Origin of the sequence: Candidatus Proelusimicrobium volucris (assembly GCF_959605025.1) — a bacterium.
GTDB classification, from domain to species: Bacteria; Elusimicrobiota; Elusimicrobia; order Elusimicrobiales; family Elusimicrobiaceae; genus Proelusimicrobium; species Proelusimicrobium volucris.
The window spans coordinates 197474-219309 of record NZ_CAUHCY010000001.1 but is presented as its reverse complement, the minus strand read 5'-3'; the positions used below and the strand labels follow the sequence as shown (position 1 = coordinate 219309).

General features: G+C 40.7%; 28 protein-coding genes. 21 read left to right on the top strand and 7 right to left on the bottom strand.

Annotated elements, in window-relative coordinates; translation table 11 throughout:
- Positions 1–49 precede the first annotated feature (49 nt).
- Entirely contained in the window at positions 50–688 is a 639-nt protein-coding gene (locus ACQY3M_RS01120; protein ID WP_428065416.1) for a carbonic anhydrase, read from the bottom strand.
- Between the two features lie 251 nt (positions 689–939).
- Between ACQY3M_RS01120 and ACQY3M_RS01115 the strand changes: the two genes are divergently transcribed.
- The gene (locus tag ACQY3M_RS01115) at positions 940–1455 is read left to right on the top strand and encodes a peptidylprolyl isomerase (RefSeq protein ID WP_428065758.1); all 516 of its coding nucleotides are present in this window, start codon (positions 940–942) and stop codon (positions 1453–1455) included.
- 284 nt (positions 1456–1739) lie between these two features.
- On the opposite strand, the gene ACQY3M_RS01110 is transcribed toward ACQY3M_RS01115, so the two are convergent.
- The 6 genes from ACQY3M_RS01110 to ACQY3M_RS01085 all read right to left on the bottom strand — a co-directional run bounded on the left by ACQY3M_RS01110 (position 1740) and on the right by ACQY3M_RS01085 (position 6839).
- Entirely contained in the window at positions 1740–2759 is a 1020-nt protein-coding gene (locus tag ACQY3M_RS01110) for a tyrosine-type recombinase/integrase (RefSeq protein WP_428065414.1), read from the bottom strand.
- Positions 2760–2926: 167 nt separating this feature from the next.
- Positions 2927–4369 carry an ATP-binding protein gene (locus ACQY3M_RS01105; protein ID WP_428065412.1) on the bottom strand — a complete coding sequence of 481 codons (1443 nt, stop codon included), beginning with the start codon at positions 4367–4369 and terminating at the stop codon, positions 2927–2929.
- A 31-nt stretch (positions 4370–4400) separates the two neighbouring features.
- Positions 4401–4826: a hypothetical protein gene (locus tag ACQY3M_RS01100; protein WP_428065410.1), complete on the bottom strand. Its 426-nt coding sequence runs from the start codon at positions 4824–4826 to the stop codon at positions 4401–4403.
- Positions 4827–4834: 8 nt separating this feature from the next.
- Entirely contained in the window at positions 4835–5674 is an 840-nt protein-coding gene (locus ACQY3M_RS01095) for a type I restriction enzyme HsdR N-terminal domain-containing protein (protein ID WP_428065408.1), read from the bottom strand.
- Between the two features lie 59 nt (positions 5675–5733).
- Entirely contained in the window at positions 5734–6390 is a 657-nt protein-coding gene (locus tag ACQY3M_RS01090; RefSeq protein ID WP_428065406.1) for a S24 family peptidase, read from the bottom strand.
- Between the two features lie 119 nt (positions 6391–6509).
- On the bottom strand, positions 6510–6839 hold the full coding sequence (locus tag ACQY3M_RS01085) for a hypothetical protein (protein WP_428065404.1): 330 nt from the start codon (positions 6837–6839) through the stop codon (positions 6510–6512).
- A gap of 10 nt (positions 6840–6849) precedes the next feature.
- Here ACQY3M_RS01085 and ACQY3M_RS01080 point away from each other — a divergent pair, with 10 nt between their 5' ends.
- The 20 genes from ACQY3M_RS01080 to ACQY3M_RS00985 all read left to right on the top strand — a co-directional run bounded on the left by ACQY3M_RS01080 (position 6850) and on the right by ACQY3M_RS00985 (position 21773).
- Positions 6850–7065: a hypothetical protein gene (locus ACQY3M_RS01080; protein ID WP_428065402.1), complete on the top strand. Its 216-nt coding sequence runs from the start codon at positions 6850–6852 to the stop codon at positions 7063–7065.
- A 197-nt stretch (positions 7066–7262) separates the two neighbouring features.
- Positions 7263–7445, top strand: a complete 183-nt coding sequence (locus ACQY3M_RS01075) for a helix-turn-helix domain-containing protein (RefSeq protein WP_428065400.1) — start codon at positions 7263–7265, stop codon at positions 7443–7445.
- A gap of 8 nt (positions 7446–7453) precedes the next feature.
- On the top strand, positions 7454–7681 hold the full coding sequence (locus tag ACQY3M_RS01070) for a hypothetical protein (protein ID WP_428065398.1): 228 nt from the start codon (positions 7454–7456) through the stop codon (positions 7679–7681).
- 78 nt (positions 7682–7759) lie between these two features.
- Positions 7760–7882: a hypothetical protein gene (locus tag ACQY3M_RS01065; RefSeq protein WP_428065396.1), complete on the top strand. Its 123-nt coding sequence runs from the start codon at positions 7760–7762 to the stop codon at positions 7880–7882.
- Positions 7883–8035: 153 nt separating this feature from the next.
- Positions 8036–8635, top strand: coding sequence for an ERF family protein (locus ACQY3M_RS01060; RefSeq protein WP_428065394.1), 600 nt, complete (start codon positions 8036–8038; stop codon positions 8633–8635).
- The gene (locus tag ACQY3M_RS01055; protein ID WP_428065392.1) at positions 8632–9423 is read left to right on the top strand and encodes a DUF1351 domain-containing protein; all 792 of its coding nucleotides are present in this window, start codon (positions 8632–8634) and stop codon (positions 9421–9423) included. The genes ACQY3M_RS01060 and ACQY3M_RS01055 overlap by 4 nt, the downstream gene beginning before the upstream one ends.
- Positions 9424–9828, top strand: a complete 405-nt coding sequence (locus ACQY3M_RS01050) for a hypothetical protein (RefSeq protein WP_428065390.1) — start codon at positions 9424–9426, stop codon at positions 9826–9828. It begins immediately after the preceding gene.
- A gap of 9 nt (positions 9829–9837) precedes the next feature.
- Entirely contained in the window at positions 9838–10110 is a 273-nt protein-coding gene (locus ACQY3M_RS01045; protein WP_428065388.1) for a hypothetical protein, read from the top strand.
- A gap of 266 nt (positions 10111–10376) precedes the next feature.
- On the top strand, positions 10377–10856 hold the full coding sequence (locus ACQY3M_RS01040; protein ID WP_428065386.1) for a hypothetical protein: 480 nt from the start codon (positions 10377–10379) through the stop codon (positions 10854–10856).
- A complete protein-coding gene (locus ACQY3M_RS01035; RefSeq protein WP_428065384.1) occupies positions 10853–11242 on the top strand; it encodes a VRR-NUC domain-containing protein in 390 nt (129 codons plus the stop codon). The genes ACQY3M_RS01040 and ACQY3M_RS01035 overlap by 4 nt, the downstream gene beginning before the upstream one ends.
- Positions 11239–11943 carry a hypothetical protein gene (locus ACQY3M_RS01030; protein WP_428065382.1) on the top strand — a complete coding sequence of 235 codons (705 nt, stop codon included), beginning with the start codon at positions 11239–11241 and terminating at the stop codon, positions 11941–11943. Before ACQY3M_RS01035 ends, ACQY3M_RS01030 begins: the two co-directional genes overlap by 4 nt.
- A 3-nt stretch (positions 11944–11946) precedes the next feature.
- A complete protein-coding gene (locus tag ACQY3M_RS01025) occupies positions 11947–12639 on the top strand; it encodes an ATP-binding protein (RefSeq protein WP_428065380.1) in 693 nt (230 codons plus the stop codon).
- A 204-nt stretch (positions 12640–12843) separates the two neighbouring features.
- A complete protein-coding gene (locus ACQY3M_RS01020) occupies positions 12844–13125 on the top strand; it encodes an ASCH domain-containing protein (RefSeq protein WP_428065378.1) in 282 nt (93 codons plus the stop codon).
- Positions 13122–13292: a DNA N-6-adenine-methyltransferase gene (locus ACQY3M_RS01015; protein WP_428065376.1), complete on the top strand. Its 171-nt coding sequence runs from the start codon at positions 13122–13124 to the stop codon at positions 13290–13292. Before ACQY3M_RS01020 ends, ACQY3M_RS01015 begins: the two co-directional genes overlap by 4 nt.
- 29 nt (positions 13293–13321) lie before the next feature.
- Positions 13322–14413 carry a DNA cytosine methyltransferase gene (locus tag ACQY3M_RS01010; RefSeq protein WP_428065374.1) on the top strand — a complete coding sequence of 364 codons (1092 nt, stop codon included), beginning with the start codon at positions 13322–13324 and terminating at the stop codon, positions 14411–14413.
- Complete coding sequence (locus ACQY3M_RS01005) at positions 14400–16490, top strand: Shedu anti-phage system protein SduA domain-containing protein (protein WP_428065372.1); 2091 nt, start codon at positions 14400–14402, stop codon at positions 16488–16490. Before ACQY3M_RS01010 ends, ACQY3M_RS01005 begins: the two co-directional genes overlap by 14 nt.
- A 458-nt stretch (positions 16491–16948) precedes the next feature.
- Positions 16949–18268 carry a DNA methyltransferase gene (locus ACQY3M_RS01000; RefSeq protein WP_428065370.1) on the top strand — a complete coding sequence of 440 codons (1320 nt, stop codon included), beginning with the start codon at positions 16949–16951 and terminating at the stop codon, positions 18266–18268.
- Positions 18269–19873, top strand: coding sequence for a hypothetical protein (locus tag ACQY3M_RS00995; protein WP_428065368.1), 1605 nt, complete (start codon positions 18269–18271; stop codon positions 19871–19873).
- Complete coding sequence (locus ACQY3M_RS00990) at positions 19851–20819, top strand: hypothetical protein (protein WP_428065366.1); 969 nt, start codon at positions 19851–19853, stop codon at positions 20817–20819. Before ACQY3M_RS00995 ends, ACQY3M_RS00990 begins: the two co-directional genes overlap by 23 nt.
- A gap of 3 nt (positions 20820–20822) precedes the next feature.
- Complete coding sequence (locus ACQY3M_RS00985) at positions 20823–21773, top strand: hypothetical protein (protein WP_428065364.1); 951 nt, start codon at positions 20823–20825, stop codon at positions 21771–21773.
- Positions 21774–21836 lie beyond the last annotated feature (63 nt).

Below are 21836 nucleotides of genomic sequence, written 5' to 3'. Positions count from 1 at the left end.
TAACCGTTTCTTGCCGCGTTCGGACTTTATGTTTGTCCGTGCGCGGCTTTTATTTTATAAGCTCAAAAACGTCTTTGGCGGGATCGTAAAGGCTTAAGGAAAATTCCTTTATATCGAACATCATCGCGTGTATTTGTAACTTCTTCTCTGCTGCGGCCTGCGCCACGCAAGGAAAAGTAAGAAGATTCTTTATGGATATTTTTAAGGCTTCCCGTTCGCATAATTCGGCTTTTTGCTCGGACGGCAAGTTCTTGTACGAAGATTCGGCCGCGGCCAAAGCGGGTTTTGCTATTTCCATCCACTTATCGATAAAATCCGTATGAGAATGCTCCTTATTTTGACGTTCTATTAAAGCCGCTATGCCGCCGCAGCCTTTATGGCCCATTATTATGATATGTTTTACTTTAAGGTGCAGTACGGCGTATTCTATGGCGGCGCTTGTCGCGTGATAGGAAGTGTGGCTGGTGTCATAAGGTGGGACAAGGCCCGCTATATTGCGGGTAATGAACATTTCGCCCGGTTCCGCCTGCATTATGATATTGGGTACAACTCTGGAATCACAGCAGGATATTACCAGCGTCTGAGGATTCTGTCCGAGATGCAAGTCATGAAAGAACTCCTTTCTTAAGGCGGAGTTTTCTCTAAAAGACCTGTATCCTTTTAACAACTTTGTAAAAGCGTCTTCCATAAATATATTTTACCTTTTATCTGCCATAATGCTGTGGGTTTTAATAAAAATATTAAATAAAAAGGGGAAAATATATATAATAAAATGATTGGGAGGTGCCTATGCATAAAACCATAAAACTTATTTTTGCGTTTTCTTTAATAGCCGTTATGACGGCGGCTTGTGCCAAAAAGGATAATGTCGCGCCTGCGGAAGAAAAGATTCCGGCCGCGGCTCAGGTACAAGCGGATAATAACGCGGAGGAGAATACAATGTACGTACTTTTAAAAACGAGTAAAGGCGATATAGTTTTGGAACTTGACTCCAAAAATGCGCCTGAAACTACGGAAAACTTCGTACAATACGTCAAAGACGGCCATTACGACGGTACGATTTTCCACAGAGTGATAAAGGATTTTATGATACAAGGCGGCGGAATGGACGCTCAAATGAAGGAGCGCCCCACCAGAGCCCCTATTATGAACGAAGCCGACAACGGCCTTAAGAACAATAAATATACCATAGCGATGGCACGTACTTCAGATCCAGACTCGGCGACGTCGCAATTCTTTATCAATACCAATGATAACGATTTCCTTAACTTTAAATCCCAAACGATACAAGGTTGGGGTTATGCGGTATTTGGCAAAGTGGTAAGCGGCAGCGAAGTCGTGGATTCGATAGAAGTTGTGCCTACTACCAGACGTTTCCCGCATGACGACGTACCCGTAGAACCGGTTGTAATTGAGAAAGCGGAAATACTTGAGGATTATACTCCCGCTAAATAATGCGTTTTTACAAGAAAATACCGCGCGCCTTATAATTGGGCACGCGGTATTTTTTATATAAGGAAAGGAAGAGGCTTTTTAGAAGAAAATAAAAAAGCCCGCCGTAATGACGGGCTTTTGAAATCTGGCTCCTCGGATAGGAGGGTTCCGTCGGAAAGTAAATCTTAGAGGAAAATAGCCTCTTAAACCTTGTTTTTCGTCGAGAATAATAAGGAATTTAAGGAAAGTAAAAAATACTAACTTATACTAACAACAGCCACACCTTACGGCCACACCTGTAATTGTTATAAAGAGGGTAAGCGATCTATGGTAGTTTCTGTTTTTATTTTGCCCAAGTGGCTGTATTTTTCCGTCATTTTAATGCTACTATGCCCCATAAGTTTGCTTAAGTCGTATAAATTACCGCCGTTTTGCATTATCAAGCTGGCAAAAGTATGCCTTAGTTTATGGATATTGCCGTTTATGGAAACATCTTCTCTTTGTAAAAAACGGGCAAAAAGCGTTGTCAGCTCGTCAGGGGTGTAAGGCCGACCGTCTTGTTTTGCTAAAACATAGAGACTTTGGGCTTTTTCTTTTAATGCCTTTAAATGGTTCCCCAGCTGTTTGGCAAGCGGAATATGACGGACTTCAAAATCTTTTGGGTGCCAATTATCTTTGGGTGTTATTGATAGAACAGCCTTTTTAAAATCTATATCTTGCCATTGAAGATTTGCGATTTCCCCGCGGCGCAAACCCGCTTGGCAACCAAGTAAAATTAGAGTCTTTTCAAACAGTTTAGCGCATTTAAGCATCTTTTTTAGTTCCGCAACAGTATAAAAAACCACGCGGTGTTCCACTTCCTTAAAACTGCCGACGCTTTGCCACTTTTGTGGGGGGATATAGCTCCAGTCTTCGGCTTTGCGCAACATCGTTTTTAAAGCCCTAAGCCAGCGGTTTATGCCAGCTTCGCCTTTGCCTTGTTCTTTCAGCTTGCTTTTTAATTGCTGTAATTTGAGGGGCGTTACTTCGTTTAGATATTTGGGGTTGATAATGTCTTCCAAATAAAAACAAGCCCGTTTAAAGTGATTTATGGTGGTTTTGGTGCGTTCCGGGGTAATTGTTTCTATAAATTTGTCTTTAAAGGCCTTCCAAGGAAGTTTTGAGCTGTTGCCTGAGAGAGCCTCCTTATTTTGTATGATCTCGGCAAATTTGATTTGGGCTATACGTTTATCGCGTGTGTGTAGAGACGGACGGCAACGTTTGCCGCTGTCGTCAAAGTAATTGGCGTGATATATGCCCGTTTTCGGGTGTTTAAATATGCCCATATATTATTGCCTTTTTAATTACATAACAGTTATATAAACTTTTTCGTCAGTAACAACCTAAAAAAATCTTGTTTTGTTATATAATAGTTACATAAGAATTCAGTGGGTTGTATAGGGGGCATAGCCCTTTAGAAATCTTTTCAGTTACATAACAGTTACATAAGAAATTATCCCCAAAATGGGATATATTTTGCATGCTTTCGTGATTTATTTGTTGGATCTGATAGCTTAATCTTCCCATCCGCTATTGTATCAGCGATAATTCTAGATATCATTGGATAATTCTTCTCTTTTATATGAAAACGTTCTCTTAAAGATTGATTTGTCATTCTTTCTCCGCTTTCAAATCTAAGACAACAATGTTGATAACATGCTCTGATTTTATCTGCTTTTTCCATGCCTCGCAGAGTAGTAGGGGCAAATAGAATCACTTTTACAAAATCATCCCCCGCAATAAAGTCGGGTGCTGGGAGGTGGACATCTTCAATAGCTTTAATAACCTTATCTACCCCACTTCCTCTTTCCTCACAAATACAGCATCGTCGCATTAAGGTTGCTAGTTTTTCGTTTCTAGAGCGGGGCGGATGATCAATAAAACGTAAGATGTCTATGATAGGTGTTCCAGGATTGGAAATTTCAATTCTATTGCTGAAAATTTCTACCATAGGCCCTGCTCCTGAAACATAGAAGTCTTGGTGAATTAATGCATTAGCTAATAATTCACGTATAGCTATTGGGGGAAAAGTATGGGAGGAATCTCGCAATGGGGAGGTTATATTTTCCTCTATGTTTAATGATAATAAATCAATAAAGCTATTTAAGCCAACAAAACCTGTTGCATAGCCTCTTTGACCGACTTGTTCTTTCAAAGTATGAGTTCTGTCTTTACCCTTATATAAGATTACTCTAGCTGCTTTGCGAGCCAAAGAAGGAAAGTCTTTTAGATTTTTAGCGAATAAAATTGCTCCTAAGTTGGTAATAGCAAAATGTTTCTTTTCCTTAACAACTAGTTGTTCTTGAATAAGTTTTTCTATAATGGATGTCAATTGGGTAGGTATAGGTTGTTTAGTAAGGTTAAAATAAGATTCATATTGTAATAAGTTGGGAATATCCTCTATATTTAGATTGTTTTTTGCTATACCGTTTTCAAAGGAGTGGGCGTTTCTTTTATCCCATAGTGTTTTTTCCTTTTCTGGATAGTCTTTAAGGCTTTGTTTAGAAGACCCAACTCTAATTTGTTCTTTCCCATTAAAACGGATAGGACCTTGTGTTGTTGCTGGAATAATAAAACAAACGATAGTTTTTCCATCATAATCAAGTTCTTCTATCCGAAAGTTAATTCGTGGCAATAATTGCCTTTCCAACCAAGCAATAAGTGGCATATTTCCTTTAGTTTCTTTTTGGGGAAGAAAGGACGTGCCAATTATTTGTTTGGTTTTATCTTGAATTCCGTATACTAAAAAGGCATTCTCTTTATCGTGTAGACAGGCTGAATTGGATAATGCAGAAATATATTCCCCGATTTCTTCAGGATTGTCATTATTTTCCTTAAATTCCAACCATTCGCATTCTTCGTATTGTAATAGACTATCAATATCATTTCTATCCATATTCTTCTCTTTTTATTCCCTTTTAAGCTATCTAATCTCGTACGGAGTAGGATCTTACAGTAGATGTCGAACCAAGAGTGTTAATGTAAGAATAGGGCTGAAGTTCTTTGTAATATGTAACGCCAAATAAATCGTTGTCTACCAGTCTTTTGGAAGAGCCCTCAAATATTATATGTTCAAAGTTATCGTCGCGGCACTGGCCGTATTCCCAACGATAGGTTATATACTTCTTAATTCGGCAAGCCAAGACTTCGTTAGGACCGATTACTTGTATTACTTTATATGGTATTTTGGCCAATTCGTAAGGGTATTCTTGCTTGACCGAAAAGGAATAGCCCGAAGGGGCTTCTTTCCTATATTGTTCTACTTTGGCTTTGTAAGTTTTATCTTTTGACAAAGCGAAAGGAAGGGTACACCCGGTAAGAAAAATCAAACTGATTGTTATAAGTTTTTTCATAATATCCTCTAATTACCGGTTGGGGTGGAATCATTGTCAGAAGAAGATGGGATGTTTTCCTCCTCGGAGTTATTCGGCGAAGCGGCTGGGGAGGCGTTTTCTTCCTGTTTTTTTGTTTGCTTTTTGTAAAAGCGTTTTATTTTGCTTTGTATCTTTGTAGCTTCTTCGCCTTCAAAAATATCACGCTTAAGAACTTCTTGTCGAATAATTTTTTCTATTTCCTCGGTATCTACTTTTAAGCCGTTGGCGAATTTGCGTATTTCCCGTCGTATTACGCTTATAACCGGTTCACTTAAGATAAAGCCGCCTATTACTATACGGTTTAGGCATTGCCTTTTTTCGTAATAATCTTCGCGAGTATCTTTTGATAATCCTTCTTTACATAGAAGGAAAAGTTTATCTTGGTCTTCCTCTTTTTTGGGGTTTATTTCCAAAATATTGATTTTGCAAACTAAGTCGTGGCTGATTGGTTGCTCGAATTTTATCTTATGAATTTGCCATTCTATTCCGTTGGTTAGCACAATCCACGGTATCCCGTAATTGGCGCCGTAGTTTGCGGCTTGGGTCAAATGATTGTCCTTTAGTTCCGTACCTACGGATTTACATTCAATAAGGTACTGAACTTTTCCGTCCGACTTTATCGCCAAATCGCAGAAAGTACCCCTAATGGCAAGTTCGCTGGTAACTTCCATATATTTATCATAACCAAACATATCAGCCAGCATATCGGTAATTATTGATACAGTATCGCTTTCGTTCCGATCTGCATCTTTTGCGTTTTGCAAAACATTTTGGAATTTTTTAATCTCTTTATTAAATCTCTCAATTACTCTTGCAGGTAAAGCCATTTTAAACCTCCATATTTGATTATAATTATTTTGTATTACTAATATTATATTATTTAATCCTAGTTGTTTCTTTCTTTCTTGGCGCGAACAGGGCGGTATACGTCTATAACCTTGCCGACGATAAAGGTGGCGCCGGTGCGAATTATCGGGGCATATTCGGGATTATCGGGAACAAGGCGGACTTCCTCGCCATGGCGGTACATACGTTTGACGGTGCTGTATTCGCCGTCTAATCGCGCGACGATTACATCGCCGTTGCGGGCCTCCACGTCGGGATCAACTATGACATAGTCGCCGTCATATATGCTATTGCGCGGATCGTCGGGATCTACCATACAATCGCCTACAATTTTGATAGCAAATTGATTTGGGCCGCTTTTTTTGAAAGGTAAAAAGGTTTCGGTTTCCTCGAGGATAAATTTCCCGCCGCTGGCCGACGATAGCCCGCGAACTGGTATATATGTAAGCTCTATTTTGCCATCTATTATATTGTTTTGGTTTTCTTTTTCTGCGTTGAAAATTTCTCTTATTTCCTCCTCTGATTTTTTAAAGATTTTTGCCATTTTTTTAATAGCCGCTTGTCCAGGTTTTAATTCCCCTTTGGCCCATCTAGAAACAGTTACTTCAGACACATTCATTTCTTTAGATAATTTTGCTTTTGCGCCGCGTAAAGCCTCATTATTCCAAGTTTCTAACATCTTTTCAAACTTTGTCATTTCTTTTTTCCTCGTCGTCAAAATAGGGAAAATAAAATATCCCTTGACTTTTAATCTAAACTTATCTAAACTTTAGATAAGAAAGGCGTAACCCAAGGTTTTAACCGGGTCTTTGAAAGTTAGAAAGTACCACCAACAAACACGGGTTTTACCCTTGTTGTTTTTTGGTCCAACTCTAAGGGAACGGTAAACGAAATACGGTTATATTCCGTTTGCTGTTTATCCTGTGCACTTTGGCCGGAAGAGCCAAGTTTAAGCACAGAGGCAACCCCTAAACCAATACCGCCTTCCGTTTTAGCGGTTTTGGAGTGAGTGGCCACGATGCCCAGTTCAAAGGATACTTGGATATGCCCTTGGCTGACATACTGGCCCTCCAACGCTTTACGGATTTGATCCAGCGTGTTTTTAACAAAGCATTCTACGCTGATTAAATCTTGTTCAGTTTTCATAGGAGGCTCCTTGTTTATTTTGTTTGCAAGCCAAGGAAAAATCCTTGGGGTCTTTCAAAGACAAAAAATAGTTTCGGCTATTTTCAACGGCAAGAAAAAACAAACCACCGTGATTTGTGAAATAGCAGGGAAAGAACAAATATTTATCTTTCCGTCCGAACTAAAAGATTTTACAGATTTCACTGTAAATCTTTGTGAAATTTTACCCCGGGTTAAACCGGGTTAAGCTTAAATCCGCAATGTGCGGCTTAGATATAGCAAATAGCAAATAGTTTTAAAATTTTTAGCCTGCCGCTAACAGGCTAAAGTGGAATCCAACAAGGAAACCGCAGCTATATCTAAGTCCGTATAGGCCCAACTTAAGAGAGGAAAGGCCTATACGGTTTTATTTTACCAAATTAAAGTAATTAAAGAAGGTTAAAAATGATTAACGAATATTTATCGACGAAGGAAGCGGCGCAATTGGTGGGGTTTACACCACAATGGTTGCGTTATTTGGCCAAGCTGGGCAGGGTGCCGGCCGTAAAGCCTTACCCCGGAGCGAGGAAGTACTTTTTTAAGCGTTCCGATATGGAAAATTTAAAAGTCTCGGCAAAGGTAATTTAGGGGGGAATATGAGGCCATACGATATAGAGCTTGATATAGGCGGCCTGACTCTTGAAGTGTCGGGTTATTACACCCCGCCGACTGCCGAGAATAAAAGCGGGCACCCCGATACTTGGGCGCCGGCAGAGGCCGGCGAATTAGAAGTTATGGAAGTTGCCGCCGAAGGCAAGCCGCTGAAATGCGATTTGCGCGCCTTTGAAGAGGCGTGGGGCGATTATATATGGGAAAAGCTGTAAGTTTTCTATTTGTCACGCCTTTTGGCGCGACGGTGAATGTAAGGCTTGCTTTTAAGTGGGCCTTTAAGGAGGGGTACGATGTTAAAAGCTATCAGCGATAGTTTAGAAAATATATTGGATTTTTTGATTATGGCGCTGACATTAAGTTTCGCCGTAAAAGGGTTAATACTGTTTGGTTTTGTTTTTGGATTTCTTCATTAAAACCCTCCTTAAACGAAGAAAGGCCGGCGGGCGGCCGAAAGCCCGCAAGATTGCTAAAAAGTAGAGCCCGAGGGCACGGGCGGATATAAATATGCTTTACGGACGCGAGCGGGGCGGCGTAATGTCCCGCACGATTAAATAAAGGAGATGAAAATGGAAAAAAAGATATATAAGGCCATTTTGGATACAATGTCCGATTTGGTCAAAGTGGGCATATCTAAGGATAGACGGAATGCCCAGCAGGGATATAACTTCCGAGGGATAGACGATATGTACAATGTCGTAAGCCCAATCCTCGTAAAGAATAAGATCGTGATTCTGCCCGAAGTCATTGAATGGAAGCAAACGGAACGAACGACTAAAAGCGGAAACGGTCTTATTTATACTGCAATAAAAGTTTCATACCACCTTATATGCACGGAAGACAATTCCGAGCATATAATTACCACTTACGGCGAGGCTATGGACAGCGCCGATAAGTCCACAAACAAAGCTATGTCGGCCGCATATAAATATGCCTTTATCCAAGTCTTTTGCATTCCCACAAAAGGCGAAGATAATGACGCCGATTCTACTACGGCGGAGGAAAGCCTTCCGCAGCTGCCTAAGGAGTTTTATCACGAGGCTGATCAAGCAAAAAGTCTAATTGAATTGCAGGCCGTGTGCGTTGAGTGGAAGAAACATCTATCTCAAGCCCAACTCTCGGCTCTGCGGGATTACTATCACAAACGTGAGCAGGAGGGATTAAAATGATGGAATTTAAAGTCGCGCTGGCGCCGCTGTCGCCAATTACGGCCAATTTGGCCGAAATAAAAGGATATTGCGAGAGAATATCCGCTAAATACGATAACGCCATATATGGCGAAGATGAAATAGCTTTTGCCAAGGCCGACAGGGCCGATCTGCGTCGTCTGCGCCTTGAAATAGACGAAAAGCGTAAAGAGGTAAAGAAGCAATGGTTAGTTCCTTATACTACGTTTGAGGCGCAAATAAAAGATATTTTATCCGTTTTAGATAAACCGATATTTCTGATAGATAAACAGATTAAAGAATCGGAAGCGCGCTCTTTGCAAAAGCGGACTGAGGAATTAAAAAAACATTTCGAGAAGATCAACAAAATGGGCGAAGTTATTTCGTTCGAGCGTTTTATCGCCGGGGAGAAATGGTTGTTGTCCTCTTACCGTCTTGCTCGCGCGCTAAACGAAATGAACGAAAAAATGGAAAAAACGCAGGCGGATATAGGGCAGCTTGAGCAAATTATCAAACCGGAGTTTCGCACGGAATGTCTGCACACATATTCAGAAACAATGTCTGTTACACAGACTTTGGCAAAACAAACCTTGTTAATCTCCGAAAAAGAAAAGCAAGAGGCCGCTTTGGGGGCAGTGGAAAATCCGCAGGAAGTTCAGCTTTTTAATGATTTCCCGCAAACGGAAAAGAGTGTGATTTTCCAATGTTCAATAACCGCTACTCCGAGCCAATTCGCCCAATTAAGAGCTTTCGCACGTTCTTTGGGGATAAAGATACGGGAGGTGGTTTAAATGTCGATAGTATTTGACATATCCTGCCAAAAAGAACTTGCCCCGCTTTGCTTAACGATTATGAAAGCGGTAAATAAGGGCAGATTCGTTACCTGCGAAGTAAAAAGCCGAGCAAGTAAGAGTATGGAGCAACTCGGCTACTATCACGGCGTTATATTGCCGAGGGTTAGGCGGTTCTTTAGAGAAGACGGTAACGAGTACAGCTTGGCGCAATTAAACACCTTTTTTAACGATTTGTTCTTTTATCGGGAAGAGGAAATCGCCGGAAGGTTGATAAAACTGCCGCGCAGTAAAAGCGGTGCAAGCAAAGACGAAATGGCGGAGTTTTTGGAAAAAGTGCTTCGCTGGTGCGGGGAACAGGGTATAGAGATTCCCGAACCCGATAAAACTTATTTTTTGAAATAGGAGAAAGAAATGGCAAAACCTTGTAAAAGTTATAAACTCGGCGCTATTGAATGTGCCGTATGGGCAAATCAGACTGCGGACGGGAAACCTTATTTTAGTTTTTCGTTCCAAAAATCTTACAAAGACGTAAACGGCGAATGGCAGCAAACTTCTTTTTTTAATAAAAGCGATTTGGCCTTAATCGCCGCGCTTACTTACAAAGCATGTTTGGCGGAAATAGATTCGAGGGTCCCGCCTAGTGGAGAATCCGAACAATCCAAAAACAGCGACGTTCCCTTTTAACGTCGCCGCGGGGGCGGAATCATCTCCCCGTCCCCGCGTATAGGAGAATATATGAAAATATCTAAAGAATCCAAACTCTTTTATCAAAAACAACAGGCGCAAACCATAGAATGGTGCCTGCGTCAAATTCTTACTCCGGGAAAGAAAAATGAAGCGTAATAAAAAAATCAATTCAAAAGGGTGGAGCCCGTTTTTCAAAACAAGCACCCCAACCAAAATGGGCCGAGTAAAAGTCGGCGAATTTAAGATTTATAAGGTGGTTCAATATGCAAATAACTAAGCTGAAAATCAAAGGGAACGAAACCGAAATCCACTATACGAGCGATTCGGATCGGACAAATAGTAAAACGACTGTGTACAAAAGCTTTGACAAACAAAGTTCGGAATTTTTAAACGCCTTGCAAGAGTTTAAACCTTACCTTTTGGAGGTTTTGGATTTAGACGAAAAATATGGCGAGGGTATGACGATAACGGGGCTTACTTTGAAAGAGGAAAACCCAGCCGCTGAAGATTTTGCAAACTTTGGGATCGTAATAAGCGCGGTAAAGAGTTTGGAAAATTCCAATGCGCCGCTATGCTTAAACACGCCGTATATCCCGCCTTACCGAAATGAAAACAGCGTTACCGTTATGGACGCTTATTTAGCTAAAGATATAGTCGGCATAATTGGCTTTTGCGAGCGTTTTATCTCCGGTAGCGAGAGGGCGCAGGGAGAATTGTTTAGCGTTAAAGAGGTTACAAAATGACGAGCGAATATACAGTGCAAACGCAGATCTGCAATACCTTGCGTGCATTGGGGGTTACCTTTTTCAAGGTGGCGAATGAGCAGAAATTCCGGCAGAAGAATCCCGCAGCATATTTCGCTAAGTTGAAAAGAGAGGGATACTGCCCCGGCGTTGCGGATTTGGTGGTTTTATTAAACGGCGGTAGAACGGTATTTTTTGAGGTAAAAAAGCCTAAGGAATATACTATGGGCAAGAAAGGCAATCCCGTATGTGTAAGCCCTGCGGGTAAACAAAGCCCCGCACAGGCGGCTTGGGCGGCGCGGGTAAAGGCTATGGGTTTTGATTATTACATAGTATACTCCGCACAGCAAGCCGCAGATATAATCAATGGAATTAGGGGCGAATGAGCATGAAAATTCCTTACATCAAGATATACACGGCCGATTTGCTGGCCAAAAGCCGTAAACTGACAGCAGAGCAAATCGGTTCCGCCCTTATAGGCATTTGTGAACAGGCCTTTGAAAACTATACCGATTATATAGCTAAAACAGAATCGGAAGAAGCCTTTTACGAAATGCTAATGGGCTGGAAAAATGAGAGTGTTTTCTCGCTTAAACAAAAGAAAAAAGCGGGGCGTTTGGGAGCTAAAAAAACAAATGAGAAACGCAGACTTTCAGACGGCGGCACCGCCGTTTTATCTGCCGACGGCATACCTAAACGGCATACAGAAACAGAAACAGATACAGAAACAGAAATAAAAGAAATACAAAAGAAAGCCGATTCGGTAGAAAAACAAAGCGCCATAGAAATTGCTTTTGATCAATTTTGGACGGTTTTCCCCAAACAAAGAATAGGGAACAAAGATAAAGCCCGATCGGCTTTTATCGCCGCCGTGAAGCGCACAGGCACCTCTCCGGATCAAATTATAGAGAAATCTAAAGACTACGCCCGAAGTAATGAAGTAGCTCGAGGCTATGCCAAGGGGGCGGCCGCATGGTTGAATGACGATCGCTTTCTTATCGATTATGCGGATTTGGACGCTAAACGCGTTCAACATTTTAACAAAGGCAACGCTTTGCCAAGCCCTTTGGAAAAATACGAGGCTTAAAGTATGGAAAATAGAGAAATCGATTGGCAAAAAATTCAAAAAGAGGAAGAAGAACAGGAGCAGCGTAGGGCGTTAATGGCTATGGGATATAAGCCTGAGTTTAAAGATTGGACTTTTGAAAATTACAACGTTGATTTCAAAAATGCTGCCGCCTTTGAATCCGCTCTTAAATTCAGCAAAAAACCATTTAATCTATTCATTTACGGCACCCCCGGGAACGGGAAAAGCCGATTAGCTTGGGCCGCCGGTTATAAATATAAGCAAGACTGCGCCGCAGCAGGGAAGTTTATTGATATGCTTTTCTTACCAATATCAGATTTTAATTCTAAGGCGATAGAGGCAAGAAAGAGTAATTCTAAGGATTTTATCCAAAAACTATTGCGGAAAGATGTCCTGATCCTTGATGATTTAGGATCCGAAGAATTATCTAAAAGCGGAACCGATACTTTGACGGAGTTATTAAATCAATGGCTTTGGTTAAAGAAGACGGGGTTAATAATTCCGTGCAATTATTCGATTAAAGAGTTGGCATTGCTTTTAAACAACGACAGGATTCCCAGCCGCATTTCCGGCGTTATGGACTTATTCGTCGAAAACCTGTCCGAGGACTTCCGCACGAAACATTTAAAAGCTAAGACTTTGCATTCCGGGCAAGATTTTAAAATTAAATCCGCCGAACTCGGATTAACAAAATAATTTATTAGAACAATAGCTAGAACGCCAATGTAAAATTAGAACGTCTAAACGGCGATGAACGGCGTTAAGTATGACTTTTGTTCTATGTTTTTGGAGGAGTTGTGAATTACGGGAATGAATGTCCAGTATGCGGGTGTCTAACCGAGTATTCTGTAAATATAGATTGTGAGGTTTGTAAATTTTTCGGGTGGAAAGGCAACTAGTATGAAAACGATTGTATTTTTTCTGACGCGCAAATGGTTTGACTTGGTGGCTTCCGGGCAGAAAACGAGCGAATATCGGCGCGTAAAGCCCTTTTGGACGCGTCAGCTTAAAGACGCCAGAGCGGGAGACCGTATAATCTTCCGGCGCGGATATAGCCACGTTGAAACGGTGCTCACCCTTACGAGAGTAACCGTTGTGGAGGGCTGGCAGCTGCCTGAGGCGGAAAGGGAGTTCTTCGGCCCATGTAATGACGTTAAATTCTACAAGGTGGATTTCAAATGAAAAAGAGATATTGGCTTACCCCGCCGGAAGAATTTAAGAAGCTGAATCAAGAATTTGCTTTTGACTTTGATCCGTGCCCGTGCCCGCGCTCAAGGGATTTTTATACTGAGAGGGAAGAAGGTTTAAGCCATTTTAAAGAAACTTGGATAGATTTTAAACAAAATTAATAATTTGATATGATAAAAATGAGGGCATTATGACTGATATGTTACCTAAAAAAATTGTAGCTATTGATTTATTTTGCGGAGCCGGCGGATTAACTACCGGGCTAAAAGCTGCAGGCATAGAAATTATTGGTGGCGTTGAATTTGATAAAGACGCAGCCAATACTTATAAAGCAAATCATCCTGCCACGCACTTATTTCAACAAGATATCAAGTCCTTGTCAGGTAAAGCTATTTTAGATACTTTAGGTATAAAAGAAATAGATTTATTAGCAGGGTGCCCCCCATGTCAAGGGTTTTCAAGTTTAACTTTTAAAAATAAAAAAGAAGACCCAAGAAATCTATTAATTTTAGAGTTCTTACGGTTAGTGCAAGAATTAAAACCTAAAATGATTATGTTGGAGAATGTCCCCGGTTTAGCTAAGCGGGGAAATTATTTATTCCGGCGATTTATAGAAGGAATTGAAGATCTGAAATATATCCCTGATTTTAAAGTGCTTCAAGTAGCGGATTTTGGTGTTCCTCAAAAGCGAAAACGTTTGGTAATGTTGGCCGGTAAAAATTTTAAAATTCCAATTCCTAAGCCTGAATATGCTGAAAATCCTAACGGTACATTTAAAAAATGGATTTCTTTAAAGGACGCGATTGGAAATATGCCAAAGCCTGCATTTGTGTCTGATTTAAAAGGGCGCAACTATGCTTCTGTTAATTGGAATGTTGCACGTGATTTATCTGATATTAATTTAAAACGATTACGCTCTTTAACGCCCGGAGCCTCCCGCTATGCTATTCCAAAAGCTTTGCGTCCATCTTGTCATAAATATTCTAACAGCGGATTTGGAAATGTTTATGGCCGTCTTAAATGGGATGAGCCTTCTGTTACCATTACGCGGGGATGTATTACGCTTAGTATGGGTCGCTTTGGACATCCAGATCAAGACCGAGCTCTTTCTGTTAGAGAAGCTGCAACCATTCAGACTTTTCCCAAATATTATAAATTTGAAGTAAATAATTTAGAAAAAGTTTGTCTCCAAATAGGAAATGCGTTCCCTTGTTTATTGGCTAAGCAACTTGGGGAGCAAGTAGTAAAATACTATCAGGAGAATAATTATGGCAAAAAATGATTTGCATTTGGTTTTTGAACATAACATCATAGAGCATTTAGGGGTAAAACTATACCAGAATCGTCCTACTAATGTATTCGCAGAGCTGGTCTCTAATAGCTGGGATGCTGATGCAGAAAATATTTGGGTTACCACTTCCCCTGCCCTTATTACATTTTCAGATGATGGGCGTGGTATGTCTTATGAAGATATCCGAGATACATATCTGCATATAGGTAAAACCACACGAGATTTGACTGATTTGACCAAGAGAACAAACGGCAAGAAACGTCCGATTATGGCAAAGAAAGGGATCGGAAAGTTAGCTGTGTTTGGCATAGCCAAAAAATTAACTCTTCTTACTATTAAAGATAAGTTGGTGAATATGGTTAGCATTGACTTGGCTTCTATTGAATCTAAAATGAAAGAAGGGAAAGTTGATTATCAGCCAGAATTAATTATATATAAGCAACCATTATCTAAAGATTTAAATTCTGTTTTACCTAAGGACTATGCATATGTAGATGCAGTGAATAAATTTTACACTCGATTATATTCTTCTGAACATAAAACTGGTTCATTATTGATTATGTCAAATTTATCTACAAAAAAAGATCTGTCAGAAAAACAAATTTCCGATTCATTAATTAAACGCTTTTGTGGTATTTTTGATAAAAATGAAACTGATCATCTCACTTTATTTTTCAATGATGTGGACATTTATTCTCCATTAATTTTTGATTTTAGAATTCCTGAGAATGGTTATACGGAACATACCTTTGATGATGGCAACAAAATTAAATATTATATTGGTTTTAAGATGAAGCCGGAATGGTCAACAGAGCAGGCTGGAATTGGCATTTATACTAATCAAAAAATTGCACAAGATAGATTCTTTGCATTTAATGTGAAGGGCCGAGAGATTTTTACTAGATATATGTTTGGCGTTATTCAAGCAGATTGGTTAGATTTAATAAAACCTGATCTTATCTCGACTGATAGGACTAGCTTGGACTGGGAAAATCCTGCTTTGACTAGCTTGTATAATTGGGGAACAGAGATGGTTAAATCTGCTGTTAATAAGTTTCAAGAATATAGAGAGAAAATCGATAGAGATAATTTTGTAGCAGAATTAACTAAAGCCCGTTCTGCTGGCAAGTTGATCCCTCAGTTATCTGCACAAGAAGAAGGAGATGTAGCTAGTATCATTGCAAAAGTGACAGCTTCGATTCCAGAAGAAAAAAAAGAGGAAATTCAAGAGCTTGCACTATCTTCTTGGATAAACGAACCAGCGTGGAGAAATTTACTTGATACTTGGAAAGAATTATTAAACTCCGATACTTTGTTTGCAGATAAATTCGTTCAGCTAATGAAGAGTTTACAAGAAAAAGCTGTATTCTGTTCTATGACGGTGGCTATGGTTGTCGCTCAGAAAATATATGCCCTAGCATTACTGCAACAGATGTGTAATAAATACAAGGAACAAGATTTACAGCGATTATTAGAAAGTTATCCCTGGATTTTACACCCAACTTATGATAAATATCAGGCAAACAAGGCCATTAAAACTTTTGCTTTAACAGCATATAAGCAACGTTACAATGTTGCTGCTTCTACAGACAATGATTCTCTTAAACCCGATTTTATCTTCTACAGCGAAAGTGAGAATGATATTCTTGTTGTTGAACTGAAACATCCTAACGAGGATCTTATTCAAGAAAACTATACGCAATTATCTGTATATATAGATTTGCTTACTGAAAAATATCCTACTCGCGAGATAAAAGGTATTCTAATTGGACATAATGTAGCAGGGATTAAAAATAAATCACCACAAGCTATTATCGTTAAGGATTGGGATGAAGTTATTAAAGACTCTTTTACCTTGCATTCTTCTGTCTTGAAAACCATTATAGAGAAAACTCCTGTTTCTGGCAAAGATAGTCGTATCGATAGATTAATTCTTCTATTTAAGGAAAAAAATATAAAAGAATTTTTACAGGGAATTAAGAAGTTAGGTGATCAACATGTTTTAAATGTTTTATCCAAGTTTGATGATTACTTAAAAGATGATTCTAATGATTCTATTGAAAAATAGCATCTCTTTAATTATTTCCTTCTGTATTTAGGACTGGAGTTAATTTGATTTCACAATTTTCCCAGTCCTATTTTTTTATATTTGTTTATATTATTTTTGCCCTTGACTTTTTGAAAAATTAAAAATAGACTAATAACAGAGTGTATAGGTAGCCGCAAAGCTGTTCGTACACTCTTTTTTTGTGGCTGATTTTTTTAGGACTTTAAAAAATGAAAGCCGGCAAAAAGAAAAGAAAGAAAAAATCTATTAAATATAGAGGAATACTACGCCGATTCTTAAGGCATATTGTTAAATCTTGTATATCCGGTATTATTTGGGATTGGATTAAAAGCATTATATCCTTGCTTTTTTGGTAAAAATTAGTAAAAATATCTTTAGATATAGCTGTTCCTGTTAGTGTTCCATCACTTTCGGGGCGGCTTTTTTATTGCCTAAACCCGGGTGCTTAGCACTTTTTAATGGGTATAAAAACTGAATTTTTAAAAAATATTCCGCTTAAAAATCTTAATCTGTGGGATAAAAACTTCCGCGATATTTCGCCGGAGGCGTTTGCCCGTCTTAAAAATAAAATAAAAGAGCTTGGAGTTTTTAAACCCCTTTTAGCCATTGCCGGCAAAGAGGACGGCACTTACCAAATTATCGGCGGGAACCAGCGTTTGAAAGTGTATAGGGAGCTTGGTTTTGAAACGGCCGATATTATTCTGTTCCCCGATTTAACTGACAATAAAATAATTACCAAAATAGCTTTGGCCGACAATCAAAGCGACGGCACCACCGATATGGAACAGCTTTCGGCTTTACTGGCGGAGTATGATTTAACCGCGGCGGATTTAACCGATTATGCCGTTTCGGACAAAAGCATATATTTAAGCGATATTATTTTGGACGGCGATAAGCCTGCCGAAATCGTGGAAGTTGATTTGCCCGAAGAAGAAGAAATCACTCCGCGCGTTAAGGAAGGGGATATATGGCGTTTGGGCGAACATCTCTTAATTTGCGCGGACAGTACCGAACGTAGCGCAATTAACCTCTTAATGGGCGGTTTAGGCGCGGATTTGGTGCTTACGGACCCGCCTTATAACATGAACTATCAGGGCGCGGGTAACAGCGAACCTCGCAGAACTCAAAAAATTAAAAACGACCATTTGCCGGCTAAAGAATTTGAAGCCTTTTTAGCGAAAATTTACCAAAACATTTTTGCCGCTTTAAAAGAAAAGGGCTCTTTTTACGTTTTCTATAAGGAACTGGGCAAAGGCGTATTTATCACGGCTTTGGAGCGTTCCGGGCTGAGCTTTAAACAACAGCTTATTTGGCTTAAAAATCAATTTGTTTTGGGCGGGGCGAAATACCAAAACATATATGAGCCTTGCCTCTTTGGCTGCAAGGGGAAAAGCATAGGGACGTGGAACGGCGGGCGCAATAAGGCAAATGCCATTGAAGATTTTGATTTTATGAATGAGGAGGAACTGCGCTCTGCGATAAAAGATTTAATGGCCTTTTTAACCCCAGATATTATACGCGTGGATAAACCTCTTAAAAACGATTTACACCCGACTATGAAGCCGATAAAGCTATTGGCGCACTTTATTGAAAACAGTTCCAAAAAAGGCGATATAGTTTTGGATTTGTTCGGCGGAAGCGGATCCACTTTAATTGCGTGCGAGCAATTGCTTAGAAGGTGCCGCGCGGCGGAGATTGATCCGCACTATTGCGACGTAATTTTAACGCGTTGGGAAAAGTTTACGGGTAAGACGGCCGAACGGGTAAAGGGGGCGTAAATGCCCCGCAAAAAGAAAAGTGCCAATAAGAGTGTAAAGGCGGGCAAGGGCGGGATTATCCCTCCGAAAGAGCATAGATTCAGCGCCGTAAATCAGCCCAGCCCGCAGGCAAAAAGCGAGGGCCTTAGAAAGTGGCACGACCGTAACCGTTTGCTCGACAATATAGCCGAGGAGTTTGCCGAGGAAATAACTTTGGCCGACGGTACTAAAATGATCGGGACCAAAGCCTTGGTTTTTAGGCTGAAGAAAACACTTTTAAGTTCCAAGACGGACAAGTTGACGCTGGAACAGGCCAAACTGGCTTTTAAGTTCTTTGACATTATGAGTAAGCCGGGCAGTTATATCCCCGAGCGTGAAGAGAAAAGCCCGGATAGTGCGGCGGGCAAAGTTGATTTCGTTCAATTTTGCCTAAATGCCTGCTATCCAAAACCCTATCCGAAGCAAATTGAAATGAAAGATTTCGCTTTGCAAGGCGGGGCGAATATGATTTTGGGATCTCGCGGTTACGGTAAGACGGATTATATAAGTATTTGCGGCGTGGCTTATGCGATATATCTAGATCCGCTTTTTACCTGCCTATTGGTCACTAAGGAAAAAAGCCGAGGCGCGGATATATGCCTTGAGGTGGCGAATGTTTTGGAGGCAAACGGTATTATTTTGGCACGGAAATCAAGCAAACAGGTGCGGGTGGCGGGGCTTATCGGTAAGGACGCTAATTTGACGGCTTTACCTGTAAGGTCAAAAGGGTTTAGGGGGAAACATCCTAAATTTATCCTCTGCGACGACATAATAACCCCCGACGACGACAGTAGAGCCGAAAGAGTGCGAGTGGACAAGGTTGTAGACGAACTTTTTAAACTGACGCCGAATATAACTTTACTTGGGCAGCCTGTCCACAGCAAAGATGTTTACGCTAAATTTCGCAGACAACAGGGTGTTAGAAAAATGGAAGTGCCGTACGGCTCAATCGCGGAACTCGACACAGACTTGGAAGCACAGCGGGCCGCGGGGGTAAGCGAAAGGAGTATTCAGGCTTCGTACTTTTTAAAAATAGAGGATATGGACAGGATACCTTTTGCGAAAGTGCAATTTGCGGATTTTTTCCCGAAAGGGACTTGCGCCGGCTTTATTGATCCCAGCCACGAAGGCAACGATTATACCGCTTTTGCAATGTGCGCGGCTAATTTTGATCAGTTGATTTTTGTCGGATTCGCATGGCAGAAGGCTTGGGACGACTGCTTAGACGATATTGTAGAGGTTATGAAAGCCTTTAATTGCGTGAAATTTGCTTTTGAAACGAACGGGGTAGGCAAACACCCGGTTATGGTTTTAAGGCAAATGGGCGCCAATGTTAAAGGGTGGAAAAGTACCAATAATAAGCATGCGCGCATTATGAACGCGGCTATGTATAGGGATAATATCAGATTGTGCAATACTTTGCCGCCGCTTTTAAAGAGGCCTGCTTTTCAAAACGCGCAAAAGGCTTTTAACGATATGGTGCTTGAATATGAATATAATGCGGAACACGACGACGCGCCTGACGCGTTGGCAAATTTAATGATGTATATAGGAAAAATAACAGATGAACATAAAGGGAATTTTTAATTTTCAGCAGAACAGAACGGCAACGGATTATTCCGTATCATTGGCGTTCCCGCTTGTTTACGGCGGGAAAGACGCGGAGTTTACGTCCGTTTTTGTTTTTCAATTTTTCCACAAGATTTTGACTGATTGTTTTAGTTTGGCGGGTGATTTCCCGGAAGAAAAACAAAAAGCATTGTGGGACAGCGTTGTTTCTACCTCGGCCAGGCAGGGGCTGATTACTTTGCTTGCCAACGGCATGTTAAACCGCACGGGTTCGCTTTATTTGGTGTACGACGGCGGTTTCGTACGCGTGGCCAATAAGAGCGAGGAGCGGGAAATTGACGATAATCCCGCCGGGAAAAAGGGCGTGAAGATTTCTTTCTCAAATTTTAAAAAGGCGACGATTCTTTTGGTACTCGCTTCATTGGTGGAGAGCCTTCTGGTAAACGCAAATACCGGCCTTAAAATCAGCCAAAGCGTGCTTTTAAGAATAGCTGGGCTGAGAGATTCGGTATCAAACCAAAATGCCGAGGACGCGATTAAACAGGCTAAGGCGATAGAGAAAGGCCTTAAAGAGGGGAAAGGGGCATTGTTGGACGCTTCCGATGTGGTGGATTTACCCAAATTCGACAGCGAGCCCATGGAAGTCGCGCTTGACGTTTTGTTTGGATTGATGTCTATGGTAAGCGGTTTGCCTAAAGCCTATATTTCGGGTATTTTGACGTCTGGCCTTAACAATACCGGCGAAGGCGACGCCGAGGCCGTTGAGCGGGGGTTAAGATATTATTTTAATTCCATTTTTAAGCCTGTCTGCGACAGCCTTTTGGGAACACATTTGATTTTCAAGACTTCCCGTTGGCGAAAATTTGCCGAAATTGCAAATCTGTTGCCTGTTTTGGAAGCGGTGGGAGAAGATTTGTTCCCCAAAGAATACAAGGATAAGCTGATAAAAGAAATTATGGGGTAAGCTATGGGCGAGAAGTTTTATCCCGACAGATTTTTAAAGCAGGTAATGCCCAAGAGTTTTTACACGCAGGGCCTTGTGTCTAAAAACTTTACCCTGCAAAAAGGCGCGATAAGCGCGATAAACCGCGCAAGGTTTGCTACAGGCAGGCCCATAGATAAGACGGTTTATGATGTTCTTTTACAATATAAGGCCAAATATAAAGATTTGCTATCGGGGGATTGGGGTAAGGCTCAGGCTTTTGAGCAGGCTTTAAACGGCGAAAATCTTTTAAGGCAAAGAATAGAGCAGGCCGTAATTTACGACGAGATACAAAACCTTAAAGCCATTCATAAAGGGGAGTTTTACAGATGGCTTCCCAGCAGTGCCGAAAACCCCGATCCGGAACACCAACTGCTTTACGGTAAGATTTTCCGCGTCGGCGAGGGCGACAAGCAGGGCAATATGCCAGGCGAGCGTTACGGCTGCCAGTGCGGCATTGAGTTTTTAAATGAAGCGGAAGATTTAATTTTGCTTAATACATCTGCCAAGGTTATAGAACGTACTCGTCAAATGTTTAATATGGCTGTAGCAGGGCAAAGGCTGGAAGACCGCTCAACAGATTTTATATTTGGGAAAATTTCTGGAAAAAGGTGGCATAGGATTAAACGCCAAACCGGACTTGATTTGAAAGGATATTCCGAGCAGTTGAGGGTGGAAGGAATTAGGCACGCATATTTGCATCACGGATCTGCGGAAATTGAATCGGCAAGAAAGCAAAAAGCTGTTACTGCTGAAGATATAGCGATAATTCCGCATATAACAAAGTATTTTGACAATGTTGTATTGGAAAAGAAAAGAGCGGGAGATAGATTACTGTTTGTCAAGAAAATCAATAAGAAAACATATAAATATGTAACAGGTATTTCCCGCAAACAAAAAATGCTTATAAATAAAACATTTTTTATTAAGCAATAAAAAATCAGACCCACAGGAATATTCGGCACTTTGGCTTTCCCGGTGTCGTTACGGACAGAGGCC

Coding starts and splice junctions, on each gene's coding strand:
- ACQY3M_RS01120 (WP_428065416.1), bottom strand. CDS start 688: ATGGAAGACGCTTTTACAAAGTTGTTAAAAGGATACAGGTCTTTTAGA.
- ACQY3M_RS01115 (WP_428065758.1), top strand. CDS start 940: ATGTACGTACTTTTAAAAACGAGTAAAGGCGATATAGTTTTGGAACTT.
- ACQY3M_RS01110 (WP_428065414.1), bottom strand. CDS start 2,759: ATGGGCATATTTAAACACCCGAAAACGGGCATATATCACGCCAATTAC.
- ACQY3M_RS01105 (WP_428065412.1), bottom strand. CDS start 4,369: ATGGATAGAAATGATATTGATAGTCTATTACAATACGAAGAATGCGAA.
- ACQY3M_RS01100 (WP_428065410.1), bottom strand. CDS start 4,826: ATGAAAAAACTTATAACAATCAGTTTGATTTTTCTTACCGGGTGTACC.
- ACQY3M_RS01095 (WP_428065408.1), bottom strand. CDS start 5,674: ATGGCTTTACCTGCAAGAGTAATTGAGAGATTTAATAAAGAGATTAAA.
- ACQY3M_RS01090 (WP_428065406.1), bottom strand. CDS start 6,390: ATGACAAAGTTTGAAAAGATGTTAGAAACTTGGAATAATGAGGCTTTA.
- ACQY3M_RS01085 (WP_428065404.1), bottom strand. CDS start 6,839: ATGAAAACTGAACAAGATTTAATCAGCGTAGAATGCTTTGTTAAAAAC.
- ACQY3M_RS01075 (WP_428065400.1), top strand. CDS start 7,263: ATGATTAACGAATATTTATCGACGAAGGAAGCGGCGCAATTGGTGGGG.
- ACQY3M_RS01070 (WP_428065398.1), top strand. CDS start 7,454: ATGAGGCCATACGATATAGAGCTTGATATAGGCGGCCTGACTCTTGAA.
- ACQY3M_RS01065 (WP_428065396.1), top strand. CDS start 7,760: ATGTTAAAAGCTATCAGCGATAGTTTAGAAAATATATTGGATTTTTTG.
- ACQY3M_RS01060 (WP_428065394.1), top strand. CDS start 8,036: ATGGAAAAAAAGATATATAAGGCCATTTTGGATACAATGTCCGATTTG.
- ACQY3M_RS01055 (WP_428065392.1), top strand. CDS start 8,632: ATGATGGAATTTAAAGTCGCGCTGGCGCCGCTGTCGCCAATTACGGCC.
- ACQY3M_RS01050 (WP_428065390.1), top strand. CDS start 9,424: ATGTCGATAGTATTTGACATATCCTGCCAAAAAGAACTTGCCCCGCTT.
- ACQY3M_RS01045 (WP_428065388.1), top strand. CDS start 9,838: ATGGCAAAACCTTGTAAAAGTTATAAACTCGGCGCTATTGAATGTGCC.
- ACQY3M_RS01040 (WP_428065386.1), top strand. CDS start 10,377: ATGCAAATAACTAAGCTGAAAATCAAAGGGAACGAAACCGAAATCCAC.
- ACQY3M_RS01035 (WP_428065384.1), top strand. CDS start 10,853: ATGACGAGCGAATATACAGTGCAAACGCAGATCTGCAATACCTTGCGT.
- ACQY3M_RS01030 (WP_428065382.1), top strand. CDS start 11,239: ATGAGCATGAAAATTCCTTACATCAAGATATACACGGCCGATTTGCTG.
- ACQY3M_RS01025 (WP_428065380.1), top strand. CDS start 11,947: ATGGAAAATAGAGAAATCGATTGGCAAAAAATTCAAAAAGAGGAAGAA.
- ACQY3M_RS01020 (WP_428065378.1), top strand. CDS start 12,844: ATGAAAACGATTGTATTTTTTCTGACGCGCAAATGGTTTGACTTGGTG.
- ACQY3M_RS01015 (WP_428065376.1), top strand. CDS start 13,122: ATGAAAAAGAGATATTGGCTTACCCCGCCGGAAGAATTTAAGAAGCTG.
- ACQY3M_RS01010 (WP_428065374.1), top strand. CDS start 13,322: ATGACTGATATGTTACCTAAAAAAATTGTAGCTATTGATTTATTTTGC.
- ACQY3M_RS01005 (WP_428065372.1), top strand. CDS start 14,400: ATGGCAAAAAATGATTTGCATTTGGTTTTTGAACATAACATCATAGAG.
- ACQY3M_RS01000 (WP_428065370.1), top strand. CDS start 16,949: ATGGGTATAAAAACTGAATTTTTAAAAAATATTCCGCTTAAAAATCTT.
- ACQY3M_RS00995 (WP_428065368.1), top strand. CDS start 18,269: ATGCCCCGCAAAAAGAAAAGTGCCAATAAGAGTGTAAAGGCGGGCAAG.
- ACQY3M_RS00990 (WP_428065366.1), top strand. CDS start 19,851: ATGAACATAAAGGGAATTTTTAATTTTCAGCAGAACAGAACGGCAACG.
- ACQY3M_RS00985 (WP_428065364.1), top strand. CDS start 20,823: ATGGGCGAGAAGTTTTATCCCGACAGATTTTTAAAGCAGGTAATGCCC.